The organism is Nonomuraea sp. NPDC051298 (genome assembly GCF_055586305.1).
Genome location: NZ_JBVJIM010000004.1, coordinates 458,097 through 475,376, shown reverse-complemented (window position 1 = coordinate 475,376; position 17,280 = coordinate 458,097). Strand labels below are relative to the sequence as shown.

Below are 17,280 nucleotides of genomic sequence, written 5' to 3'. Positions count from 1 at the left end.
CTCACCAATCCACGGAGATCAGGGCGGAATCAAGGAAAAGGAAGTTGCGGACGGGAGAATGGGTGCGCACGCTGACGTAGAAGTTCAGCAGGTTCTCCAAGCCGTCATACTTGTCCGCATATTGCGGCACAGGAACGTTACGCAGATCCATCACCCGGTCGTTGACCTGGAGTTCGACGTTGGTCCGCGAGCGGGTGTCGAACTGCCAGCGCAGGTAGTGCCAGTTGACCTTGGTCGGCACCTCGTTGTAGCAGAGGAACTGCGGGTCCTCGTCGAGCGCGTGCCAGTCGTCGGGGTTCGGCGCGGTGAAGTCCTCGGTCGCCACCAGGTTGTCCTGGTTGTGCAGGTTCTCCCGCGGCGTCGGCTCGGGCACCACCGGGTACACCCAGCGCCTGGTCAGTTTGTTGTCCAGGTCGGTGTTCTGGTAGCGCATCACCGTGTGGTAGCGGATGCCGTCGCCGTCGCACAGGTCGGTCGCGATCGTGAAGCAGCCGAACTGCGCCTCCGACGGGTGCAGGTTGCCGTCCCACTCGATGTCGCCGAAGGTGTTGCCGAGGCTCGACTCCGCCGTCGCCGCCTCGCTCTTGTAGGTGAAGTACGTCTCGAACTGCACGATCCCGCGCCGCGCCATCGTCAGCCGGCGGATCGCCACCGCCGTGTGCCCGGTGACCGGCCTGGTGGCCACCTTGAGCGCGTACGTGCCGCTCATCGCGCCGTGCGTGCCGGTGTCGAAGAAGTCGCACGAGCTGAGCTGCGGCGGGCGGAAGTCGCGCATGTGCTTGTCGACGGTGTCGAGGTTGCCGTGGCCGTCGTGGTTGCCGATGAGTTCGGTCCAGCCGTGGGTGCCGGTGTTGAACTCGTCGAAGGCGAGGATGCGGGGCAGCGGGTTGAACTTCGACAGCTTCGGATCGGCCGCGATCAGCGCGCGACGTAGATCATCGCTTACCAAGTCGTCCTCCTAGAACGTGAGGATTAACGTTCACGTGAACGTTAATCCTGAAGGTCCAAGGAAGTTAACTCTCCACATCCTGGGACGTCAATACTTCGTTACAAAGTGGACATCTAACGCTTCATCCGGACACACCTCAAGAATCCCGGCCCAGCCCCGGTTGGCCGGCGACCGTCAGCAGGGATCTGAGCTGAACCCGGCCGGAGATCCCGAGCTTGGTGTAGACCCGCGCCAGCGTGTTGTCCACGGTGCGTACGGCCAGGCCGAGCCGGGCGGCGATCTGCCTGCTCGTGTGCCGGACGGCCAGCAGGGCGACCTGGCGTTCCCTGGCGCTGAGCACGTCGCCGAGATCGAGGTCGCCGAGCAGGGGCGTACGCGCGTCCTGGCACCTGGCGCGCAGCGCGACGGCCTCGGCCGCGGCCAGCCCGGCACTCCCGCGCCGCCCCGCCACGCGCAGCGTCCGCGTCGCCGCCGTGGCCAGCTCCGCGGCGTGCAGGTGATGGCCGAGCGCCTCCAGCAGGTGGGCGGCCCGGACGAGCCCGGTCGCGTCGCCGGTGGCCAGCGCGCGGGCCGCGGCGGTGACCGCCTCGGGCAGCGGACCCTCCAGCGCGTCCAGCCGGTCGAGATCGGCGGCTCCGCCCAGGCGGGCGACGTCGTAGAGCGCCAGCGCCTCGACGCACGGCAGGCCGGCCGCTGCGGCACGATCGGCCGCGCCCCGCGCGTACGACCAGGCGGAGTCACTGTCACCGCCGGCCCACGCCGTCCAGGCCCGCCAGGTCTCGATCCACGGCTCGAAGATCGCGTTGGTGCCGTCCTCCAGGCGGTCGGCCGCGGCCATCAGCTCGCCCGCCCCGCGATCGTCGCCCCGCAGGGCGCGTGTCCCGGCCAGCGCGGCCAGGCAGCAGCGGCGCAGCCGCTTGGCGTCCGCGCGTTCCAGCCCGGTGAGCGCCTCGGCCAGGAGCCGCTGCGCGGCGGCCGGATCGCCGCCCGCCAGCGCGGCCAGCCCGCCGAACAGCGCCCACACGCTGCCGGGAACGGGCGTGTCACCGGCCATGGGGCCGCCGCGACCGGCGGCGGCGATGGCTCCGGCCTCGGCCGGGCTGCCCGCGGCCAGGTGAGCCAGGCACGCCCCCGCCTCCATCTCGAACCCGCCCAGCGGCAGCGTCACCGCGTGCGCCCCGGCGATCGCGTTGCCGTGCGTCCGGGTCTTCTCCGACTCCTCCAGTCGGCCGAGGAAGCCCAGCGCCGCCGTCGCCGTCGCCGCCGACCACACCTGCGCCCGCGGATCGGCGTCGGGACAGTCGAGAACGGCCCGCGCCAGCCGTAGCGCGGCGGCGCTCTGCCCGGAGAAGAACAGCAGGGACGCCCGCGAGGCCATGATCGCCGGATGGGCCCCGGCCGCGTCCAGGGCGCGCATCGCCCCCGCCAGGTCACCGTGCCCCCAGTAGAGGGACGCCGCCCGCACCGCCGCCCACCCGACCCGCTCGTCCGGCCGGTCGGGCGGGTCGGGCGACAGCAGCGCGGCCGCCTCACCGCTGCGCCCCTGGTACTCGAGCAGCTCCGCCAGCAGCCAGTCACCCCGGCCGCCGGGCTCGGCCTGCGCCGCCGCCCTGGCCAGGCGCTCGGCCAGGGCCATGCCCGCGTGCCCGACGGCCTGCCTGGCGCCTTCGCGCACCAGGTCGGGCCGTACGACGTGGCCGCTCTCCACCTGCCACAGCGCGGCGCGCAGCGCGTCCTCCCTGCGTCGCAACGGGGTGGCCATCAGGCGCTCGGCCAGGTTCCGGTAGATCTGCCTGGCCCTCGCCCTGGCCATCCGCCCGCGCAGCACCTCGCCGTGGAACGGATGCTCCAGCCGGACCTGGACCCGTCCGGCGTGCTCCTCGCACACCACCAGCCCGCTGTCCTCGGCCGCGGCCACCGCCGGGCTGCCGGCCAGCTTCTCCAGGACGGCCAGCGGCACCACCTCGCCGCAGGCCACCGTCTCGACCGCGGCGCGCGTGGCCGCGTCCAGGCTCTCCAGCCGGGACACGACCAGCTCGGTGAGCCCGCCGGGCACGGCCCCGTGCAGCAGCTCCCGCAGCGCCATCGGGTTGCCGCCGGAACAGGCCCGCAGGCTCCGGCGCCGGGCCGCGTCGATCGAGCCGCCCGTGCTGTGGTCGATGAGCCGGTCCAGGGCCGGTTCCGGCAGCGGCGGCACCTCCAGGATCCCGGCCACGCCGTCAGCGGCCAGCCTGGCCAGACCGTCGGCGAGCGGCTCCCGCGTACGCGCGGTCATCAGCACGAACGCCTTGCCCCCTGCGACGAGCTGGGCGATCACCGTGGCGGAGGCGGCGTCCAGCAGGTGGGCGTCGTCCACGGCGATCGCCACCGCGTCCCGCCCACCCCACCCGTCCACCCGCGCGCGGACGGCCCTGACAGTCGCGGCGGCCCCGGCCGTCGGCGGGAGGTCGTCGGGCACGAGCGGCACCAGCGCCCCGAACGGGATCGCGGCCGCCGCCCTGGTCGCCGCGATCCACACGCGCCGGCGGCCGAGGAGCCGCAGCGCCTCCCGCGCCAGCCTGGTCCTGCCCGCCCCGGCCGGGCCCAGCAGCAGCACCGCGTGCAGCTCCCGGCCGGCGAAGTCGCCCGCCACCCTGGTCAGCACGTCGTCCCGTCCGGCGAACGGCCACTGACGCATCCGATGCCCCCTTCCACCCGTGGTCCCCCGGTGGTCGATTCGCATGATCGGCGTCCGTGGATGTCCCTCACGTGAGTAGTGGGGTGACCGAGGCCGCCCGGATGGAGTAGAGCGGCTGCTCTAGGCGGGTGATCGCGGTGGGCCGGAAGCTCGGTGGCGAAGGACGTGAGTACCCCACCAACGGAAGGACACGTCATCCTCATGCTGGCAACGTTCAAACGAGCTGTGGCCGCCGTCGGCGCCGGCGTCATGCTGGTGTTGTTCGGGACGGCCGCCCCCGCGCAGGCGGCCGTCCCGCTCTCCGCCACCGTAGAGATCAAGAACAAGGCCATGGGCACCTGCCTGGACGTCATCGGCTGGGCGACCCACAACGGCACCTGGGCCGGGCACTACCCGTGCAGCGGCGCCGACAACCAGAAGTGGCGCATCGAGTACGTCGGCACCGACACCTTCGCGGAATGCGGCGGATGGAGCAACATCATCGATCCGACCACCGGCATCCCGAGAGGGGTGTGCACCAACCCGCAGAACATCTCCGTGCCCTACTTCCGGATCAAGAGCGTCGTGGGCGACAACTGCCTCGACCTGTCGAACCGGAGCGTGGCCAGCGGCACCCGCGTCCACCTGTGGGACTGCTATGAGACCAACTCCCAGCACTGGTACATCGCCGAGCTGTCCTCCGGCGTGGAGTTCCAGAGCCGGCGCTCCCACCAGAACTGGTACAACAGCACGTTCGGCAAGGGCAGGGCGCTCGAACCGCGCTGGGACGACCCCAACAAGATGCAGATCTGGACCCACAACGACGAGACGCTGCTGCAGCGGTGGACGGTGACCCGAGTCTGAGCCCCGTCCAAGGCCGGAGCGCCCTCTCCCGTCACGGGGGAGGGCGCTTCGCGCTGCCGGGGCCGGGGTCTCCTGGAGGCCCGCTGACCTGCCGGCTTTCCGGACGTTTACCTGCCGTCTGCCACTCTGGAGTGGTGACGGAGCGGGGCGTGCCGCTGCGGCGGCGGGTGCTGGTGGTCATCGTGAGCGTGACCACCCTGGCCGTCGCGCTGTTCCTGGTGCCGCTGGCGGTCGCGGTCAGCCTGCTCTACCACGACCAGACCGTGGCCGCGTTGCAGCGCGACGCCGCCTGGGTCGCCGCCGCGGTCCCCGACGAGCCGCCGACGTCGTTGAAGCTGCCGACCGGTCTGCCGGGCGATCTGGCCGTCGGCGGCTACTCCGTGGCCGGTGCCCGGCTGTTCGGCGACGGCCCCGCCCATTCGCCGCTGGCCGCCTCCAGCGGGGACGGGCGCGTGCACGACGCGGTCGAGGGCGGTTTGCTGGCCGTGTCCGCGCCGGTGCCCTCCGACGAGGGGGTCGCGCTGGTGATCCGGGTGGCGACGCCGAACGCGCAGGTCGAGCAGCGCGTACGGGAGGCGTGGCTGCTCATGGGCGGGCTGGCGCTGGTCGTGATCGCGCTGGCCGCGGGCCTGGCGGTGCGGCAGTCGGCCAGGCTGGCCGCGCCGCTGGAACGGCTCACCACCGCGGCCCAGGCGCTCGGCGGCGGTGACTTCAGCGTCCGCGCGTTCCCTTCCGGGGTACGCGAGGCCGACCAGGCGGGGCAGGCGCTGGAGTCGACGGCGCACCGCCTGGGCGCCGTGCTGTCGCGCGAGCGGGCCTTCAGCGCCGACGTCTCGCACCAGCTCCGTACGGGGCTGACCGGCCTGCTGCTCGGCCTGGAATCGGCCCTGTCCCGCCCCGGCGCGGATCTGGCTCAGGCGATACGGGCCGCGCTGGGCAGGGGCGAACGGCTGCAGGAGGTGATCGACGACCTCGTACGGCTCGGCCGCGACACCCGCGCACCCGTCGAGCCCCTCGACGTCACCGGGCTGGTGGACGAACTGCGCCAGGAGTGGCACGGCCCGCTGGCCGAGCGGGGCCGCCGCCTGACCATCACGGTGGAGCCCGGCCTGACGCCGACGACGGCCCGCCCCGCGGCCGTGCGGCAGATCCTGCGCGTCCTGCTCGACAACGCGGTCCGGCACGGCGCGGGGGAGGTCACGGTCACCGTCGCCGACGTGGGCAGGGGAACGGCCATCGAGGTGAGTGACCACGGCACGGGCGTGCGGGAAGGCGTCGATCCGTTCGTCAGGGCCAGCGGGCGCGGCCACGGCATCGGGCTCGCCCTGGCCCGCTCGCTGGCCGAGGCGGAAGGCGGCCGGCTGGTGCTCAGCCGGGCCCGGCCACCGCTGTTCAGCCTGCTGCTCCCGGGCCGGGACACCTGAGCGCGCCGCCTGGAGGTGCGGCGTGTCCCAGAACACCGCGTATCGGCCCTTGGGATCGTGCGGCACGCGGCCGGCTGCGCTCGCTCGCATGTAACCACTATAACCAGTGTTGCGCGACACCGTTATTACCGGTGTCGGAGTCTGAGGAGGAAGACATGAGTGTCCGGCACGTCAACCCGGAAGGACTGCACCGCAGCCCGGCCTTCAGCCAGGCCGTCGTGGTCGAGCAGCCCACGAAGACCATCTACATCGGCGGGCAGAACGGCGTCGACGCCGAGGGCGAGATCGTCGGGCCCACGGTGGGGGAGCAGTCCCTGCAGGTGTTCCGCAACCTCGCGGCCATCCTGGAGAGCGAGGGGGCGAGCCTGGCGAACATCGTGCACTGGCGGATCGCCGTGGTCGACGGCCACTCGTTCGACGAGGGCGTGGCCGCCTTCCAGCAGGTGTGGAACCGGGCCGACCCGCCACCGGCCATCACGGTCCACGTCGTCGCCGGCCTGAACCCCGGGTGCCTGGTCGAGATCGACGCGGTCGCGGTGGTGTGACGTCATCAGGGGGTGGCGGGCCCGCCGCTCACCGGTCGTCGCGCAGAGCACGCACCAGTACGGGCAGCGCGACCAGCAACGCGATCCCGCGCAGCACTCCCGCGACGGGATAGGCCGCCCGCAACCCGAACTCGTGCGCCACCAGCCCCCCGGCCAGCGCGCCCAGCGGGATCAGCCCCCAGCCGAGCATCCCAGCACCTCCGCGTCCTGCGCGAGAGCGGGCTGGTCGCCCGCGAGCGGTCCGGGCGCAACGTCCTCTACCAGACGACCGCCCTGGGGACGTCGCTGATCGCGGCGGCGTAGGCCGCCCGCGTGGCATCCTGGCCGATCACGGGGGTGTCGGGCCGGTCCTCAGCAGGAGGAGGGCGAGGTCGTCCGAACGGTGCCGGTCGGCGGTGGGCCGGATGAGCGACTCGGCCAGGTCGCTCAGCGACTCGCCGGGCACGGGGGCGAACCGGGCGGCCAGGGCGTTGATCGCCTCGCCCAGGTCGACGCCGGGCCGCTCGACGAGGCCGTCGGTGTAGAGGGCCATGACCGCGCCCAGGGGCACGTTGAGGTCGGTGGTGACGTACTCGGCGTCGGAGTCGATGCCGAGCAGCAGGCCGGAGGCGACGTCGATGACCTCCGCGGGGGCGTTGGGCAGGCCGAGCACCGGCGGCAGGTGCCCGGCGCTGGACAGGCTGACCGTGCGCCGGAGCAGGTCGAAGCTCACGTACAGGCAGCTCGTGAAGCGGTCGGTGGCCAGCTCGGTGAGCAGCCGGTTGGTGTGCGCCAGCACCTCGCCCGGGTCCGCGCCGGCGGTGGCGTGGGCGCGGATGGCGGTGCGTACCTGGCCCATGAGCGCGGCGGCCGTCATGTCGTGGCCCTGGACGTCGCCGATCACCGCCCCGGCCGTGCTGTCGCTGAGGCGGATCAGGTCGTAGAAGTCGCCGCCGATGTCCATGCCGGGGGTCGCGGGCACGTAGCGGGCGGCCACCTCCAGGCCCGGCAGCTCTGGAAGCTCCCGGGGGAGCTGCTCCGCCTGCAGCGACTCGGCGAGCCGGTGCTTGTTGTCGTAGAGCCAGGCCCGTTCGAACGCCTGCGTGATCAGCCCGCCGAGGGCGCTGAACATCGACCGCTCGCCATCGCTGAACTCGCGCGGCTGGTCGTAGGCCAGCACGCACGTGCCGATGGACTGCCCCTGGGCCACCAACGGCAGGAGCACCCACGCGCCCATGTCGTCGACGCGGACGGCGTCGGGGTAGGTCTGGTGGAACTCCTCCCAGGTGGAGTAGAACGCCGGCCGGCCCTCGTCGTAACCGCGCGCCCAGCGGACCGGCTGGACCACCGGCCGCCCATGGAACCCCCGCAGGCCCTGCTCGGTGTAGCCACGCGAGGCGACCACCCGCATCCGGTCGTTGTCCCAGGTGAGGATGACCATGGCCTGGGCCCCGCAGACCGGCATGACGTGGTCGGCGATCAGGTTCACCACGTCCTGCGCCGTCGCCGCGCGGGCCAGGTAGGACGCCAGGTGGACCAGGTCGTGCAACCCGATCACCTGAGGACGCCGCTCGCCGCCCCCTGCGCCCCCTGTGCCCTCAGCAGCCTCTGCGGCCTCCTGGGACGGGCCCGCGGGGGTGATCCGGATCGCGACGCCCGGCAGGCTCGGATAGCACTCGAACGACAGCCGCCGCCCGTCCGGGTGGCAGGCGGTGAACCGCTTGGGCTGGTGGCTGATGACCGCGGCGCGATAGGTCTCTTCGTAGAGGGGTTCGTCCAGCCAGGGCAGGATCTTGCACAGGCGCCTGCCGACCAGGTCGGACGGCTTCACGCCGAGCAGTTCGGCGGCCGGCGCGGTGACCAGGGTCACCCGCGCGTGCGCGTCCAGATGGCAGTAGCCCTCGGGCAGGGAGTTGAGGCAGGCCAGGGCGGTCAGGCCGGTGTGCTCGCCGGTGCCGTGCGTACGCGCCGGGTTCAGCACCCGGGGCTCCGAGTGGGGCACGATCGGCCGGCCCTCCTCGCTCGCCGTCCGGAGCAGGCCGCCCATCCTGGCGCAGATGTCGGTGATGACGTCGAGCCGGTGTCGGCTCAGCTCGGACTCCCCGCCCGTGGGCCAGCCCATGACGAGCCCGCCCCAGGCCACGTCACCGGTGGAGATCGGCGCCGTGGCCAGCGCGAAGTGGTAGGGCAGCGACAGCGCCGCCACCGGGAACTCGCGGGCCATGGCCACCCGGTCGCTGAGCCAGACCAGCCGCTGCTCGCGCACCGACACGGCGACCGGGATGGAGTCGTTCATCCTGACCCGGGCCCAGGTCCTGGCGAGGGAGAGGGGGATGCCTATCGCGGACTCCATCTTCAGGAGCTGCCCGCCACCGTTCAGGACGTAGACGACGCCGAGGTGCGCCCGTGCGCCGAACACGGCCTCGATCAGCAGATCGTCCAGACGCGACGACGCATTCGCCGCGCCCTCGCTCTCCTCGCTATCCCGTGGCTGTGCCACAGGCCGTGCGGCCTCCGCGTCGAGCGCCGGGCGAGCGGGTCATCCACCCCATAGGTGCAGGATACGTTCACGGGGGTGTCGCGCTCACCGAGGGTCACCTCTCGGTCGGAGCTGACCGGCCGTGTGGGCTCTGACCTGCGGAGACGTACGATCGAAGGATGACGCCACCCTGCCCGCCGACGGCGGCGGCGCCAAGAGGCTGCTCGACGGTTATCGGCACGACCTGCGGGAGAATCCGCCGGGGATCACGCTCGACGTGCTCACGCCCCGTGGGCAGGAGGTATTCTGGCTGGTCAGCTCAGGTCTGTCGAATGCGGACATCGGCTGCCGACCGGGGCTCTCCGCGATCACTGTGCGGACTCATGTCGCCGGCGTCCTGGCGAAGTTCGGGCTCCGCCGCCGCGAGCAGCTCATCGTCCACGCTTACGAGGACGGCCTCATCGTTCCGATGAGACACCAGCGGGACAATCGCCCGACGTCCAGCCCCTGAGCAGGAGATTCTTCGCAAAAATCAGCGCATAGCTTGACGGATGTGCCCAAGGAAGGGGGATACCCTCGTGCCGCGCGCGGTCCGTTCACACATGGTAAATCTCGTACTCTGCCTGGTCACCACGGTGATCGGCACCGGTCTCGTGATCGCCGGGCTCATGATCGACGGCGCCGAACCGCGGCGGCTCCTGCAGTGCTTCAGCCCCGTACGCGCGGACCTGGTGGTATTGCCCGTCATCATGCCCGGCGACCTCTCCGCGCCCAGGCCGCCGCTCGGGGCGCTGGCCGACCTCGAATCGATCTCCGGCGTCGACGCCGTTCACGAGGTCGGCGGCGGGGTCCTGCGAACCGTCGCGCCCCGGGCCGAGCTCCAGGTCATCGCGCTCCCGGAGGAGGGCCTGGCGCTGCTGCCGCTGATCGAGGGCAGCCTTCCCGACGGCGACGGGCAGGCCGTGCTCGATCACGAGACCGCCCGCGCCCACGGCGCGAGTGTGGGCAGCATGATCCGAGCCGGTACGGCCACGCCGATCAAGGTCTCCGGGATCATCGACGTCGACCTCGACGAGAGCATGATCCTGCGCGGCACGCTCGGCCTGACCAGGACCGCCGCCGAGCGCCTGCTCGGCCCGCTGGAACTGCAGGGATTGCAGGTCACGCTCGACCCGGCAGCCTCGCCCGGCGTCGTACGCGACCAGATGAGCCATCGCCTCGGCCCCGGCTTCGAGGTCTACACCTGGCAGGAGCTCGCGGCCCGCAGAAGCGTCGAAACCCAGATCATGTCGGTCGCGCTGACCGTGCTCGGCCTGGCGGCCCTGCTGCTGGCCACGGGCCTCGGCTACGGTCTGTACGGCAGGCTGCGGACGCCGTGGGGCAGCGATCCCGTGGCCGAGCACGGGCACGGGGCCATGCGGCGGCTGCTCACGTTCGACCGGGCCTTCGCGGGGACCCTCGTCCCCACCTCGGGGGCGGCCATGGCCACCGGGCTGCTGGTGCTGCTGGCCGGGATGGGAGCCGAGCTGCCCTGCGCGAACGTCCTGGCCATCTGGACGGCCGTGGCGCTCACCCCGATCGCGGTGACGGTGTTCGCCCTGCGGAAGGCCCCCCTCGCCGCGCTCCTGCGCGGGCGGGAGCGGTGACGTACCCGGGTCGAGCAGCGATGAATATCTGACATGCTTGCCATCATCAACGATCGTGATACACGATGGCCGGATGGAGCTGCAGCAACTGAGGTACGTCGTCGCCGTCGCGGAGACCAGCAACTTCACCCGGGCCGCCGAACGCTGCCAGGTCGTGCAGTCGGCGCTCAGCCACCAGATCGCGAGCCTGGAGCGGGAGCTGGGCGCCCGGCTGTTCGAGCGGACCAGCCGCCGGGTCTGGCTGACGCCGGCCGGTGAGGCGTTCCTGCCCGCGGCCAGGGAGTGCCTGGAGGCCGCCGACCGGGCCCGCGCCGAGGTCGCCGCGGCGAGCGGGGAGGTCCGCGGGCGGCTCGCCGTCGGGGCCATTCCCACCGTCGCGGCCGTCGACCTGCCGGTCGTGCTGAAGGAGTTCCGCCGCCGGCACCCCCGGGTGCACATCACGCTCACCTCGGCCGGCAGCGAAGACCTGACGGAACAGGTTCGCAGGGGCGGCGTCGACGTCGCGTTCCTCGGCCTGCCGACGCGCGTGGAACCGAAGGCCGTCCAGAGCCGGCGGCTGGCCAGAGGCGAGCTGGTCGCCGTGGTCTCGCCCGATCATCACCTGACGGACGCCGAGACGGACCTGCGGAGCCTGCAGGACGAGCCGTTCGTCGACTTCCGCGCGGGACATGCCGGGCGGGCCCAGTCGGACCTGGCCTTCGCCGCCGCCGGGGTACGACGTGACGTGGCCTTCGAGGTGTCCTCCGCCGACTTCATGGCCGACCTGGTACGCCAGGGCCTCGGCGTGGGGATGTTGCCCGCCGCGTACGCGCCCCGCTTCCACGACCTGCGCATCATCCGCCTGCGCGACGCTCCGGAGCGGGTGGAGTACCTGGTCTGGGGCGCCCACCCGTCCCCGGCGGCCACGGCCTTCCTGGAACTGGTCGACCACGGCACGGGTCAGGCCCGCGACCGCCCTGACCCGGACGGCCCGGCAGGGTGACCTGATCGCCGCACGTCAGCCGGTGGCGAGCAGGCGACCGCACGCCTCGCCAAGGACGGCCCCGGCATCAGCCCTGGTTCCGGCCCCGGCCCCGGTCCCGGCCTCGGTGCCGGGACCGGCGTCGGGGTCGGCCGGCTCGGGAGCGCGCCAGGCGATGAACCCGTCCGGCCGGATCAGTACCGCGCCCGTGCCCGTGATCCCGAACGCCGCCGCGCACCGCTTCTCCCGATCGACCAGGAACCGGCCCGCCACCGGAGCGTCACCCTCGACCAGCCGGTACGCCGTGAGCGGCAGCCCGTCGCGCGCGGCGAGGCGGGCGGCGGCCTCGGTCCAGGCGGCGCCGCCGGGACCGGCGAGGAGCACCAGCCCGTCGGCCCACAGATCCACCGTGGACACCCGGTCGCCGTCCCGCTCCAGCCACACGTGTGGCGCCCGGCCGCCGGGAGCGCCGGTGGGGCGCAGTGGGTCCTCGACGGGCTCGCCAGGGCCGTAGCGGTAACCGAACTTCATGGTCACCTCGTCGAGCAGCTCGATCGTGCCGGTCTCCGGGGGCAGCTCGGCGCCGAACCACTCCCGGCCCGTGGCGAGCGCCTGGTCCACGGTCAGCCGGGCGACCGGCCGCCGCTCGGCGTCGTACGTGTCGAGCAGAGCGGGTCCGGCCCAGCCGCGCAGCACGTAGGCGAGCTTCCAGGCGAGGTTGGCGGCGTCCTGGATGCCGGTGTTGGCGCCGTACGCCCCGGCCGGGGGCATGATGTGCGCCGCGTCCCCCGCCAGGAACACGCGACCGGCCCGGAAGGCGTCGGCCACGGCGGCGGCGGCCTGCCACGGCAGGACGCCGAGCGGCTCCACCACCAGATCGGGAACGCCCGCCGCGGCCCTGGCCAGCTCCACGCACCTGTCCGGGGTGAACTGCCCGGGGCTCTCCCCTCGGCCGGGCTCGTAGGCGACGTGCAGCGCCATCTTGTCGCCCACGACGCGGACCATGCCGGAGAAGCCGGGATTGGTCACCTGGCCGATGGCGAAGCTCCGGTCGCCGAGCGCGTCCCCGAGGTCGGCGCGGACCATGATGCCCACGGTGTGCTCCAGCACGCCGACGCCGCTCCTGCCGATGCCCAGCGTGGCGCGGATGGAGCTGTTCGCGCCGTCGGCGGCGATCAGGTAGTCGGCCTCGACCGTGGCTCGGGCGCCACCGGCCCGATCGGCCAGGACCGCGCTGACTCCGCCGGACCCGTCGTCGAACGACTCGAGTTCGGCGCCGAAACGCAGGTTCGCGCCGAGCGCTTCGGCGTGCTCGCGCAGCACCGGCTCCAGCACGTCCTGGGACAGGACCGCGTCCTCGCAGGGGCTGACGTCGGCGAATCCCTCGTGGGCGCCGCGGGCGTTCGGCGGCGCCAGCCAGCGGTAGTTGTCGCTGGTCAGGCTCTCGGCCCAGAGGAGCCCCGTGTCGGTCAGGCGCCAGGGGCCGGCCGCGCGCACGGCCTCCTCCACCCCGGCCGCCCGGAACAGCTCCATGGTGCGCGCGTTGTAGCCCGGGGTGCGCGGATGGATGGACGTGCCCGGATGGCGTTCGGCCAGCACCACGTCCACGCCGTGCCGCCGCAGGAAAAGGGCGGCGGACAATCCGACCAGGCTCCCGCCGATGATCAGCACCTGCGTGCGGTCTCGCGGCATGTCGTCATTCCCTTGGCTCGAAGGTGGCCAGCAGCCGGAGCAGCTCGCCGCTGAGACGGTCGTCGGCGCCGGCGGGGAGGGGCGGACGCGTCACCAGGCCCAGCACGAGATAGATGATCATCGTCGCCGCGGGCTCAGGGTCGAGATCGGGTCGTACGCGTCCGTCGCGCCGGGCGGAGCGCAGCCAGTCACCGATGGTGCGGTGCCGGGCGATTCTTCCGTACGCTGACCGCATCGCCTCTGGAAACGTCCGAAAGGTTGGGATCGTGCGTAGTTCGGTTTTCGGAAACCTCAACGCCCAGCAGTTGCCCCCTGGCTTCGCTCTCGAGAACGGCAAGATGCTGCGCGTCCAGTTGCCCCACGAGGTGCTGGCCAAGCAGGGGTCGATGGTCGCCTTCCAGGGACAGATGGACTTCGACTACGAGGGTTCCGGCGGGATCGGGAAGTTTCTCAAGAAGGCCGTGACGGGGGAGGGGGGCTCGCTGATGCGCGTACGCGGCGAGGGGCAGCTCTACCTGGCCGACAACGCCGACGACATTCACCTGTTCTTCCTGGAGAACGAGGGCATCACGGTCAACGGGCGCAACCTGCTGGCCTTCCAGCCGCAGCTCACCTGGGACATCAAGCGCGTCCAGGGGGCGGGGGTGGCGGCCGGCGGGCTGTTCAACACCACCGTCACCGGCACGGGGTGGGTGGCCATCACCACGCACGGCACGCCGGTGCTGCTCGACGCCGCCCGGATGCCGACGTTCGCCGACGGGCAGTCCGCGGTCTGCTGGAGCGCGGGGCTGCAGGTCGGGGTCAACCGGACGATGAAGGCGGGGGCGCTGATCGGGCGGGGGAGCGGGGAGGCCATGCAACTGGCGTTCAGAGGGCAGGGGTTCGTGCTGGTGCAGGCCAGCGAAGGCGTCCCGGTGGTGACCCAGTCCTCGTGACGACCTTCGGAGGGGGCTCGGGCGGCGGGCTTCGCTCAGACGCGGACCACTGCCAGCGGGCAGGGGGCGTGGTGGAGCATGGCCTGGCTGATCGAGCCGATGAGCATCCCCGCGAGCTGCCCGTGTCCCCGCGACCCCACCACCAGCAGGTCGGCCTCCGAGGCGGCCTCCTTGAGCACCTCCACCGGATGCCCGTGCACGACCTCGGCCACCACGTCCACCTCGGGGTGCCGTTCGCGGTGCTCGGTCAGTGAGGTCTTCAGCGCGCGCAGGACGTCCTGCTCGCTCTCCCTGTCTGCCGGTTCGAAGCCGCTCACGTGGGGCCAGGCCCACGCCTGTACGGCACGCAGTCGTGCCCCCCGCAGCTCCGCCTCGGCGAACGCGAACTCGAGCGCTCGCGTGGCGCAGGGAGAGCCGTCCGTCCCTGCCACGATCTCGCCGTGCGGGACGGCGGGCCGACCGTGGACCAGGACCACGTTCGCAGGGGCGTGGGTGGCCACCCCGTACGCCACCGACCCCACCAGCAGCCCCCGCACGCCGCCGATGCCACGGCTGCCGACGACCAGCAACTCGGCCGCCTCGGCCGCCTTCACCAGCGCCGAGCGGGGATCGCCCGGCAGCAGCACGCCCTCGACGTCCACCTGCGGGCACTCCCGGCGCGCGCGGTCCTGGGCGGAGATGAGGACGCTGTTCGCGCCGTCCCGCATCCACCGCGCCACCTCGGCGTAGCGGATGGGCCCCTCCTCGCACACCCACTTGGGCACGGCGTGCGCCACCGTCAGCGGCCTGCGGCGCAGCGCCGCCTCCGTGGCGGCCCACCCGGCGGCCTCCAGGCCGGTACGGGAACCGTCGACGCCAACGATGATCAACGTACTCAGCTCCTCAGACCAGCGCGTAGCACTCCACCTCGGCCCGGCGGAACGGGAGCCCCTTGGCCTCGGACTCGCGAACGCACGCGCGCTCGGCCTTGCCGAGCCGGAGCAGGCCGCAGACGGTCACGCCGGAGTACGTCCGGCAGTCGAGGTTGTGATCTGTTCTGCCGACGCGGTACATCTCCTTGACCGCCTCTCGGCACTTCGCCTTCCCGGTGTCGGAGTAGCGGCACTGGCCGATCAGGATGTCGTACTGCTCCTGGCTGACCTCGTGCTTCCCCATGCCGTCCCCGGCCGCTGCGGTGGCACCGGACGCGGCCATCACGACGAGTAGTCCAATGACAGCGGCGAATCTCATCATGTTTCCCCTGATGGGACCGTACCGCCCAGGGCGGTCCCCAAACCTCGCCCGCGATGTTTCGACCGGGGGCGGGTCTGGGTACGATCACCGCCGTCCAACGCGGGAGCCCGGTGTGGACCGGGCTGAGAGGACGGCTGACAGCCGCCGACCGCCAGAACCTGCTCCGGATAATGCCGGCGAAGGGAGTTTGCGCGATGAGTGACGCGCGCTTTTCCAAGATCTACAGCGGTGAGCTGCGGGTGCCGATGCGGCAGGTGCGACTGTCCGACGGCTCGGCGGTGACGCTGTACGACACCTCCGGCCCCTACACCGACCCCGCTTTCGAGCCCGACCTCCGGCGCGGGCTGCCGCGCCTGCGCGAGGCGTGGATCCGGGAGCGGCGGGCGGCCGGGCAGCCGGTCACGCAGGTCGCCTGCGCCCGGCGCGGGCTGGTGACCACGGAGATGGAGTACGTGGCCGTGCGCGAGGGAGTCGCGCCCGAGTTCGTCCGCCAGGAGGTCGCTGCGGGCCGGGCCATCATCCCCGCGAACGTCAACCATCCCGAGTCCGAGCCCATGATCATCGGCCGGAACTTCCTCGTGAAGATCAACGCCAACATCGGCAACTCCGCCGTCACCTCCTCGATCGAGGAGGAGGTCGAGAAGATGACCTGGGCCACCCGCTGGGGAGCCGACACGATCATGGACCTGTCCACCGGCGCCGACATCCACGAAACCCGCGAGTGGATCCTGCGCAACTCGCCCGTCCCGGTCGGCACCGTGCCCATCTACCAGGCGCTGGAGAAGGTCAAGGGCCGCCCGGAGGCGCTGTCGTGGGAGGTCTACCGCGACACGCTGATCGAGCAGTGCGAGCAGGGCGTCGACTACGTGACCGTGCACGCGGGCGTGCGGCTGGCGCACGTGCCGCTCACGACCCGACGCAAGACCGGCATCGTCTCGCGCGGGGGTTCGATCATGGCCGCCTGGTGCCTGGCGCACCACCGCGAGAGCTTCCTGTACGAGAACTTCGCCGAGATGTGCGAGATCCTGGCCCGCTACGACGTGTCGTACTCGCTGGGCGACGGGCTGCGTCCCGGCTCGATCGCCGACGCCAACGACGAGGCCCAGTTCGCCGAGCTGCGCACACTCGGAGAGCTGACCGGCATCGCGCGCGAGCACGACGTCCAGGTGATGATCGAGGGGCCGGGCCACGTGCCCATGCACAAGATCAAAGAGAACGTCGACCTGCAGCGCGAGCTGTGCGACGACGCGCCCTTCTACACGCTGGGGCCGCTCGTGACCGACATCGCCCCGGGCTACGACCACATCACCTCCGGCATCGGGGCCGCGATGATCGGCTGGTACGGCACGGCCATGCTCTGCTACGTCACCCCCAAGGAGCACCTCGGCCTGCCGGGCAAGGACGACGTCAAGACCGGCGTCATCACGTACAAGATCGCCGCCCACGCCGCCGACCTGGCCAAGGGGCACCCGGGCGCGCAGGAGTGGGACGACGCCCTGTCCGACGCGCGCTTCGAGTTCCGTTGGGAGGACCAGTTCGACCTGTCGCTCGACCCTCCGACAGCGCGCTCGTTCCACGACGAGACCCTGCCCGCCGCGCCCGCCAAGACCGCCCACTTCTGCTCGATGTGCGGGCCCAAGTTCTGCTCGATGAAGATCAGCCACGACATCAGGGCGGCGGGCTACGCGGAGAAGGCCGCCGAGTTCAGACGCCTCGGCGGCAACCTCTACATCGACCACTCCAACAGCGACCCCAGCGACCACCCCGACTCCGAACCCGGTGACCAACTCGGCTCCGAGCCCGGCGACCACCCCGACTCCGAGCCCGGCGACCAGCGCGATCAGCCGTTCGATCGACCCGCCGCCCAGCCTGCCGCCCAGCCCGTCGACTGACCCCCGGCACCGCCTTCCGCCGCCT

Annotated in this window: 16 protein-coding genes and 1 riboswitch; of the genes, 8 read left to right on the top strand and 8 right to left on the bottom strand. The window is 72.1% G+C overall.

Translation table 11 applies throughout. From position 1 onward, the window contains the following. Window position 1: 1 nt before the first annotated feature. On the bottom strand, window positions 2-949 hold the full coding sequence (locus ACZ6S0_RS15765; RefSeq protein ID WP_465917211.1) for a DUF6772 family protein: 948 nt from the start codon (window positions 947-949) through the stop codon (window positions 2-4). A 136-nt stretch (window positions 950-1,085) separates the two neighbouring features. Beyond that, a complete protein-coding gene (locus ACZ6S0_RS15760) occupies window positions 1,086-3,626 on the bottom strand; it encodes a LuxR C-terminal-related transcriptional regulator (protein ID WP_465917208.1) in 2,541 nt (846 codons plus the stop codon). A 201-nt stretch (window positions 3,627-3,827) separates the two neighbouring features. Here ACZ6S0_RS15760 and ACZ6S0_RS15755 point away from each other — a divergent pair, with 201 nt between their 5' ends. The 3 genes from ACZ6S0_RS15755 (at window position 3,828) to ACZ6S0_RS15745 (ending at window position 6,438) form a co-directional block, all read left to right on the top strand. Further along, complete coding sequence (locus ACZ6S0_RS15755) at window positions 3,828-4,469, top strand: RICIN domain-containing protein (protein ID WP_465917205.1); 642 nt, start codon at window positions 3,828-3,830, stop codon at window positions 4,467-4,469. A 134-nt stretch (window positions 4,470-4,603) separates the two neighbouring features. Next, the gene (locus tag ACZ6S0_RS15750; RefSeq protein WP_465917201.1) at window positions 4,604-5,893 is read left to right on the top strand and encodes a sensor histidine kinase; all 1,290 of its coding nucleotides are present in this window, start codon (window positions 4,604-4,606) and stop codon (window positions 5,891-5,893) included. Window positions 5,894-6,048: 155 nt separating this feature from the next. After that, on the top strand, window positions 6,049-6,438 hold the full coding sequence (locus tag ACZ6S0_RS15745; protein ID WP_465917197.1) for a RidA family protein: 390 nt from the start codon (window positions 6,049-6,051) through the stop codon (window positions 6,436-6,438). Window positions 6,439-6,466: 28 nt separating this feature from the next. Here the strand turns inward: ACZ6S0_RS15745 and ACZ6S0_RS15740 are convergent, their stop codons facing one another. Further along, window positions 6,467-6,628 carry a hypothetical protein gene (locus ACZ6S0_RS15740; protein ID WP_465917192.1) on the bottom strand — a complete coding sequence of 54 codons (162 nt, stop codon included), beginning with the start codon at window positions 6,626-6,628 and terminating at the stop codon, window positions 6,467-6,469. A gap of 138 nt (window positions 6,629-6,766) precedes the next feature. Continuing rightward, complete coding sequence (locus tag ACZ6S0_RS15735; RefSeq protein ID WP_465917185.1) at window positions 6,767-8,917, bottom strand: PP2C family protein-serine/threonine phosphatase; 2,151 nt, start codon at window positions 8,915-8,917, stop codon at window positions 6,767-6,769. Window positions 8,918-9,038: 121 nt separating this feature from the next. Here ACZ6S0_RS15735 and ACZ6S0_RS15730 point away from each other — a divergent pair, with 121 nt between their 5' ends. The 3 genes from ACZ6S0_RS15730 to ACZ6S0_RS15720 all read left to right on the top strand — a co-directional run bounded on the left by ACZ6S0_RS15730 (window position 9,039) and on the right by ACZ6S0_RS15720 (window position 11,524). Continuing rightward, entirely contained in the window at window positions 9,039-9,407 is a 369-nt protein-coding gene (locus ACZ6S0_RS15730; protein WP_465917181.1) for a response regulator transcription factor, read from the top strand. Window positions 9,408-9,498: 91 nt separating this feature from the next. Then, window positions 9,499-10,542 carry an ABC transporter permease gene (locus ACZ6S0_RS15725; RefSeq protein WP_465917178.1) on the top strand — a complete coding sequence of 348 codons (1,044 nt, stop codon included), beginning with the start codon at window positions 9,499-9,501 and terminating at the stop codon, window positions 10,540-10,542. 73 nt (window positions 10,543-10,615) lie between these two features. After that, window positions 10,616-11,524: a LysR family transcriptional regulator gene (locus tag ACZ6S0_RS15720; RefSeq protein WP_465917174.1), complete on the top strand. Its 909-nt coding sequence runs from the start codon at window positions 10,616-10,618 to the stop codon at window positions 11,522-11,524. Window positions 11,525-11,539: 15 nt separating this feature from the next. Here ACZ6S0_RS15720 and ACZ6S0_RS15715 read toward each other — a convergent pair whose 3' ends face one another. Together ACZ6S0_RS15715 and ACZ6S0_RS15710 are read right to left on the bottom strand one after the other, a co-directional pair. Next, window positions 11,540-13,195 carry an FAD-dependent monooxygenase gene (locus ACZ6S0_RS15715; RefSeq protein ID WP_465917171.1) on the bottom strand — a complete coding sequence of 552 codons (1,656 nt, stop codon included), beginning with the start codon at window positions 13,193-13,195 and terminating at the stop codon, window positions 11,540-11,542. Window positions 13,196-13,199: 4 nt separating this feature from the next. Then, entirely contained in the window at window positions 13,200-13,430 is a 231-nt protein-coding gene (locus ACZ6S0_RS15710) for a hypothetical protein (protein WP_465917167.1), read from the bottom strand. Between the two features lie 31 nt (window positions 13,431-13,461). On the opposite strand from ACZ6S0_RS15710, the gene ACZ6S0_RS15705 reads away from it, so the two are divergent. After that, a complete protein-coding gene (locus ACZ6S0_RS15705) occupies window positions 13,462-14,130 on the top strand; it encodes an AIM24 family protein (protein WP_465917163.1) in 669 nt (222 codons plus the stop codon). 35 nt (window positions 14,131-14,165) lie between these two features. Here the strand turns inward: ACZ6S0_RS15705 and ACZ6S0_RS15700 are convergent, their stop codons facing one another. After that, the gene (locus ACZ6S0_RS15700) at window positions 14,166-14,999 is read right to left on the bottom strand and encodes a universal stress protein (RefSeq protein ID WP_465917159.1); all 834 of its coding nucleotides are present in this window, start codon (window positions 14,997-14,999) and stop codon (window positions 14,166-14,168) included. A 13-nt stretch (window positions 15,000-15,012) separates the two neighbouring features. Further along, window positions 15,013-15,324 carry a hypothetical protein gene (locus ACZ6S0_RS15695; RefSeq protein WP_465917156.1) on the bottom strand — a complete coding sequence of 104 codons (312 nt, stop codon included), beginning with the start codon at window positions 15,322-15,324 and terminating at the stop codon, window positions 15,013-15,015. Between the two features lie 128 nt (window positions 15,325-15,452). After that, a riboswitch (TPP riboswitch) is annotated at window positions 15,453-15,565 on the top strand. Here ACZ6S0_RS15695 and thiC point away from each other — a divergent pair. Next, complete coding sequence (gene thiC / locus ACZ6S0_RS15690; RefSeq protein ID WP_465917152.1) at window positions 15,558-17,255, top strand: phosphomethylpyrimidine synthase ThiC; 1,698 nt, start codon at window positions 15,558-15,560, stop codon at window positions 17,253-17,255. (Overlaps the previous riboswitch by 8 nt.) The last annotated feature ends 25 nt before the right edge of the window (window positions 17,256-17,280 follow it).

What these genes read in the sequence shown, in the direction of transcription:
- ACZ6S0_RS15745 (WP_465917197.1), top strand. Translation starts at nt 6,049, where the DNA reads ATGAGTGTCCGGCACGTCAACCCGGAAGGACTGCACCGCAGCCCGGCC.
- ACZ6S0_RS15695 (WP_465917156.1), bottom strand. Translation starts at nt 15,324, where the DNA reads ATGGCCGCGTCCGGTGCCACCGCAGCGGCCGGGGACGGCATGGGGAAG.
- thiC (WP_465917152.1), top strand. Translation starts at nt 15,558, where the DNA reads ATGAGTGACGCGCGCTTTTCCAAGATCTACAGCGGTGAGCTGCGGGTG.
- ACZ6S0_RS15720 (WP_465917174.1), top strand. Translation starts at nt 10,616, where the DNA reads ATGGAGCTGCAGCAACTGAGGTACGTCGTCGCCGTCGCGGAGACCAGC.
- ACZ6S0_RS15760 (WP_465917208.1), bottom strand. Translation starts at nt 3,626, where the DNA reads ATGCGTCAGTGGCCGTTCGCCGGACGGGACGACGTGCTGACCAGGGTG.
- ACZ6S0_RS15740 (WP_465917192.1), bottom strand. Translation starts at nt 6,628, where the DNA reads ATGCTCGGCTGGGGGCTGATCCCGCTGGGCGCGCTGGCCGGGGGGCTG.
- ACZ6S0_RS15725 (WP_465917178.1), top strand. Translation starts at nt 9,499, where the DNA reads ATGGTAAATCTCGTACTCTGCCTGGTCACCACGGTGATCGGCACCGGT.
- ACZ6S0_RS15715 (WP_465917171.1), bottom strand. Translation starts at nt 13,195, where the DNA reads ATGCCGCGAGACCGCACGCAGGTGCTGATCATCGGCGGGAGCCTGGTC.
- ACZ6S0_RS15710 (WP_465917167.1), bottom strand. Translation starts at nt 13,430, where the DNA reads ATGCGGTCAGCGTACGGAAGAATCGCCCGGCACCGCACCATCGGTGAC.
- ACZ6S0_RS15755 (WP_465917205.1), top strand. Translation starts at nt 3,828, where the DNA reads ATGCTGGCAACGTTCAAACGAGCTGTGGCCGCCGTCGGCGCCGGCGTC.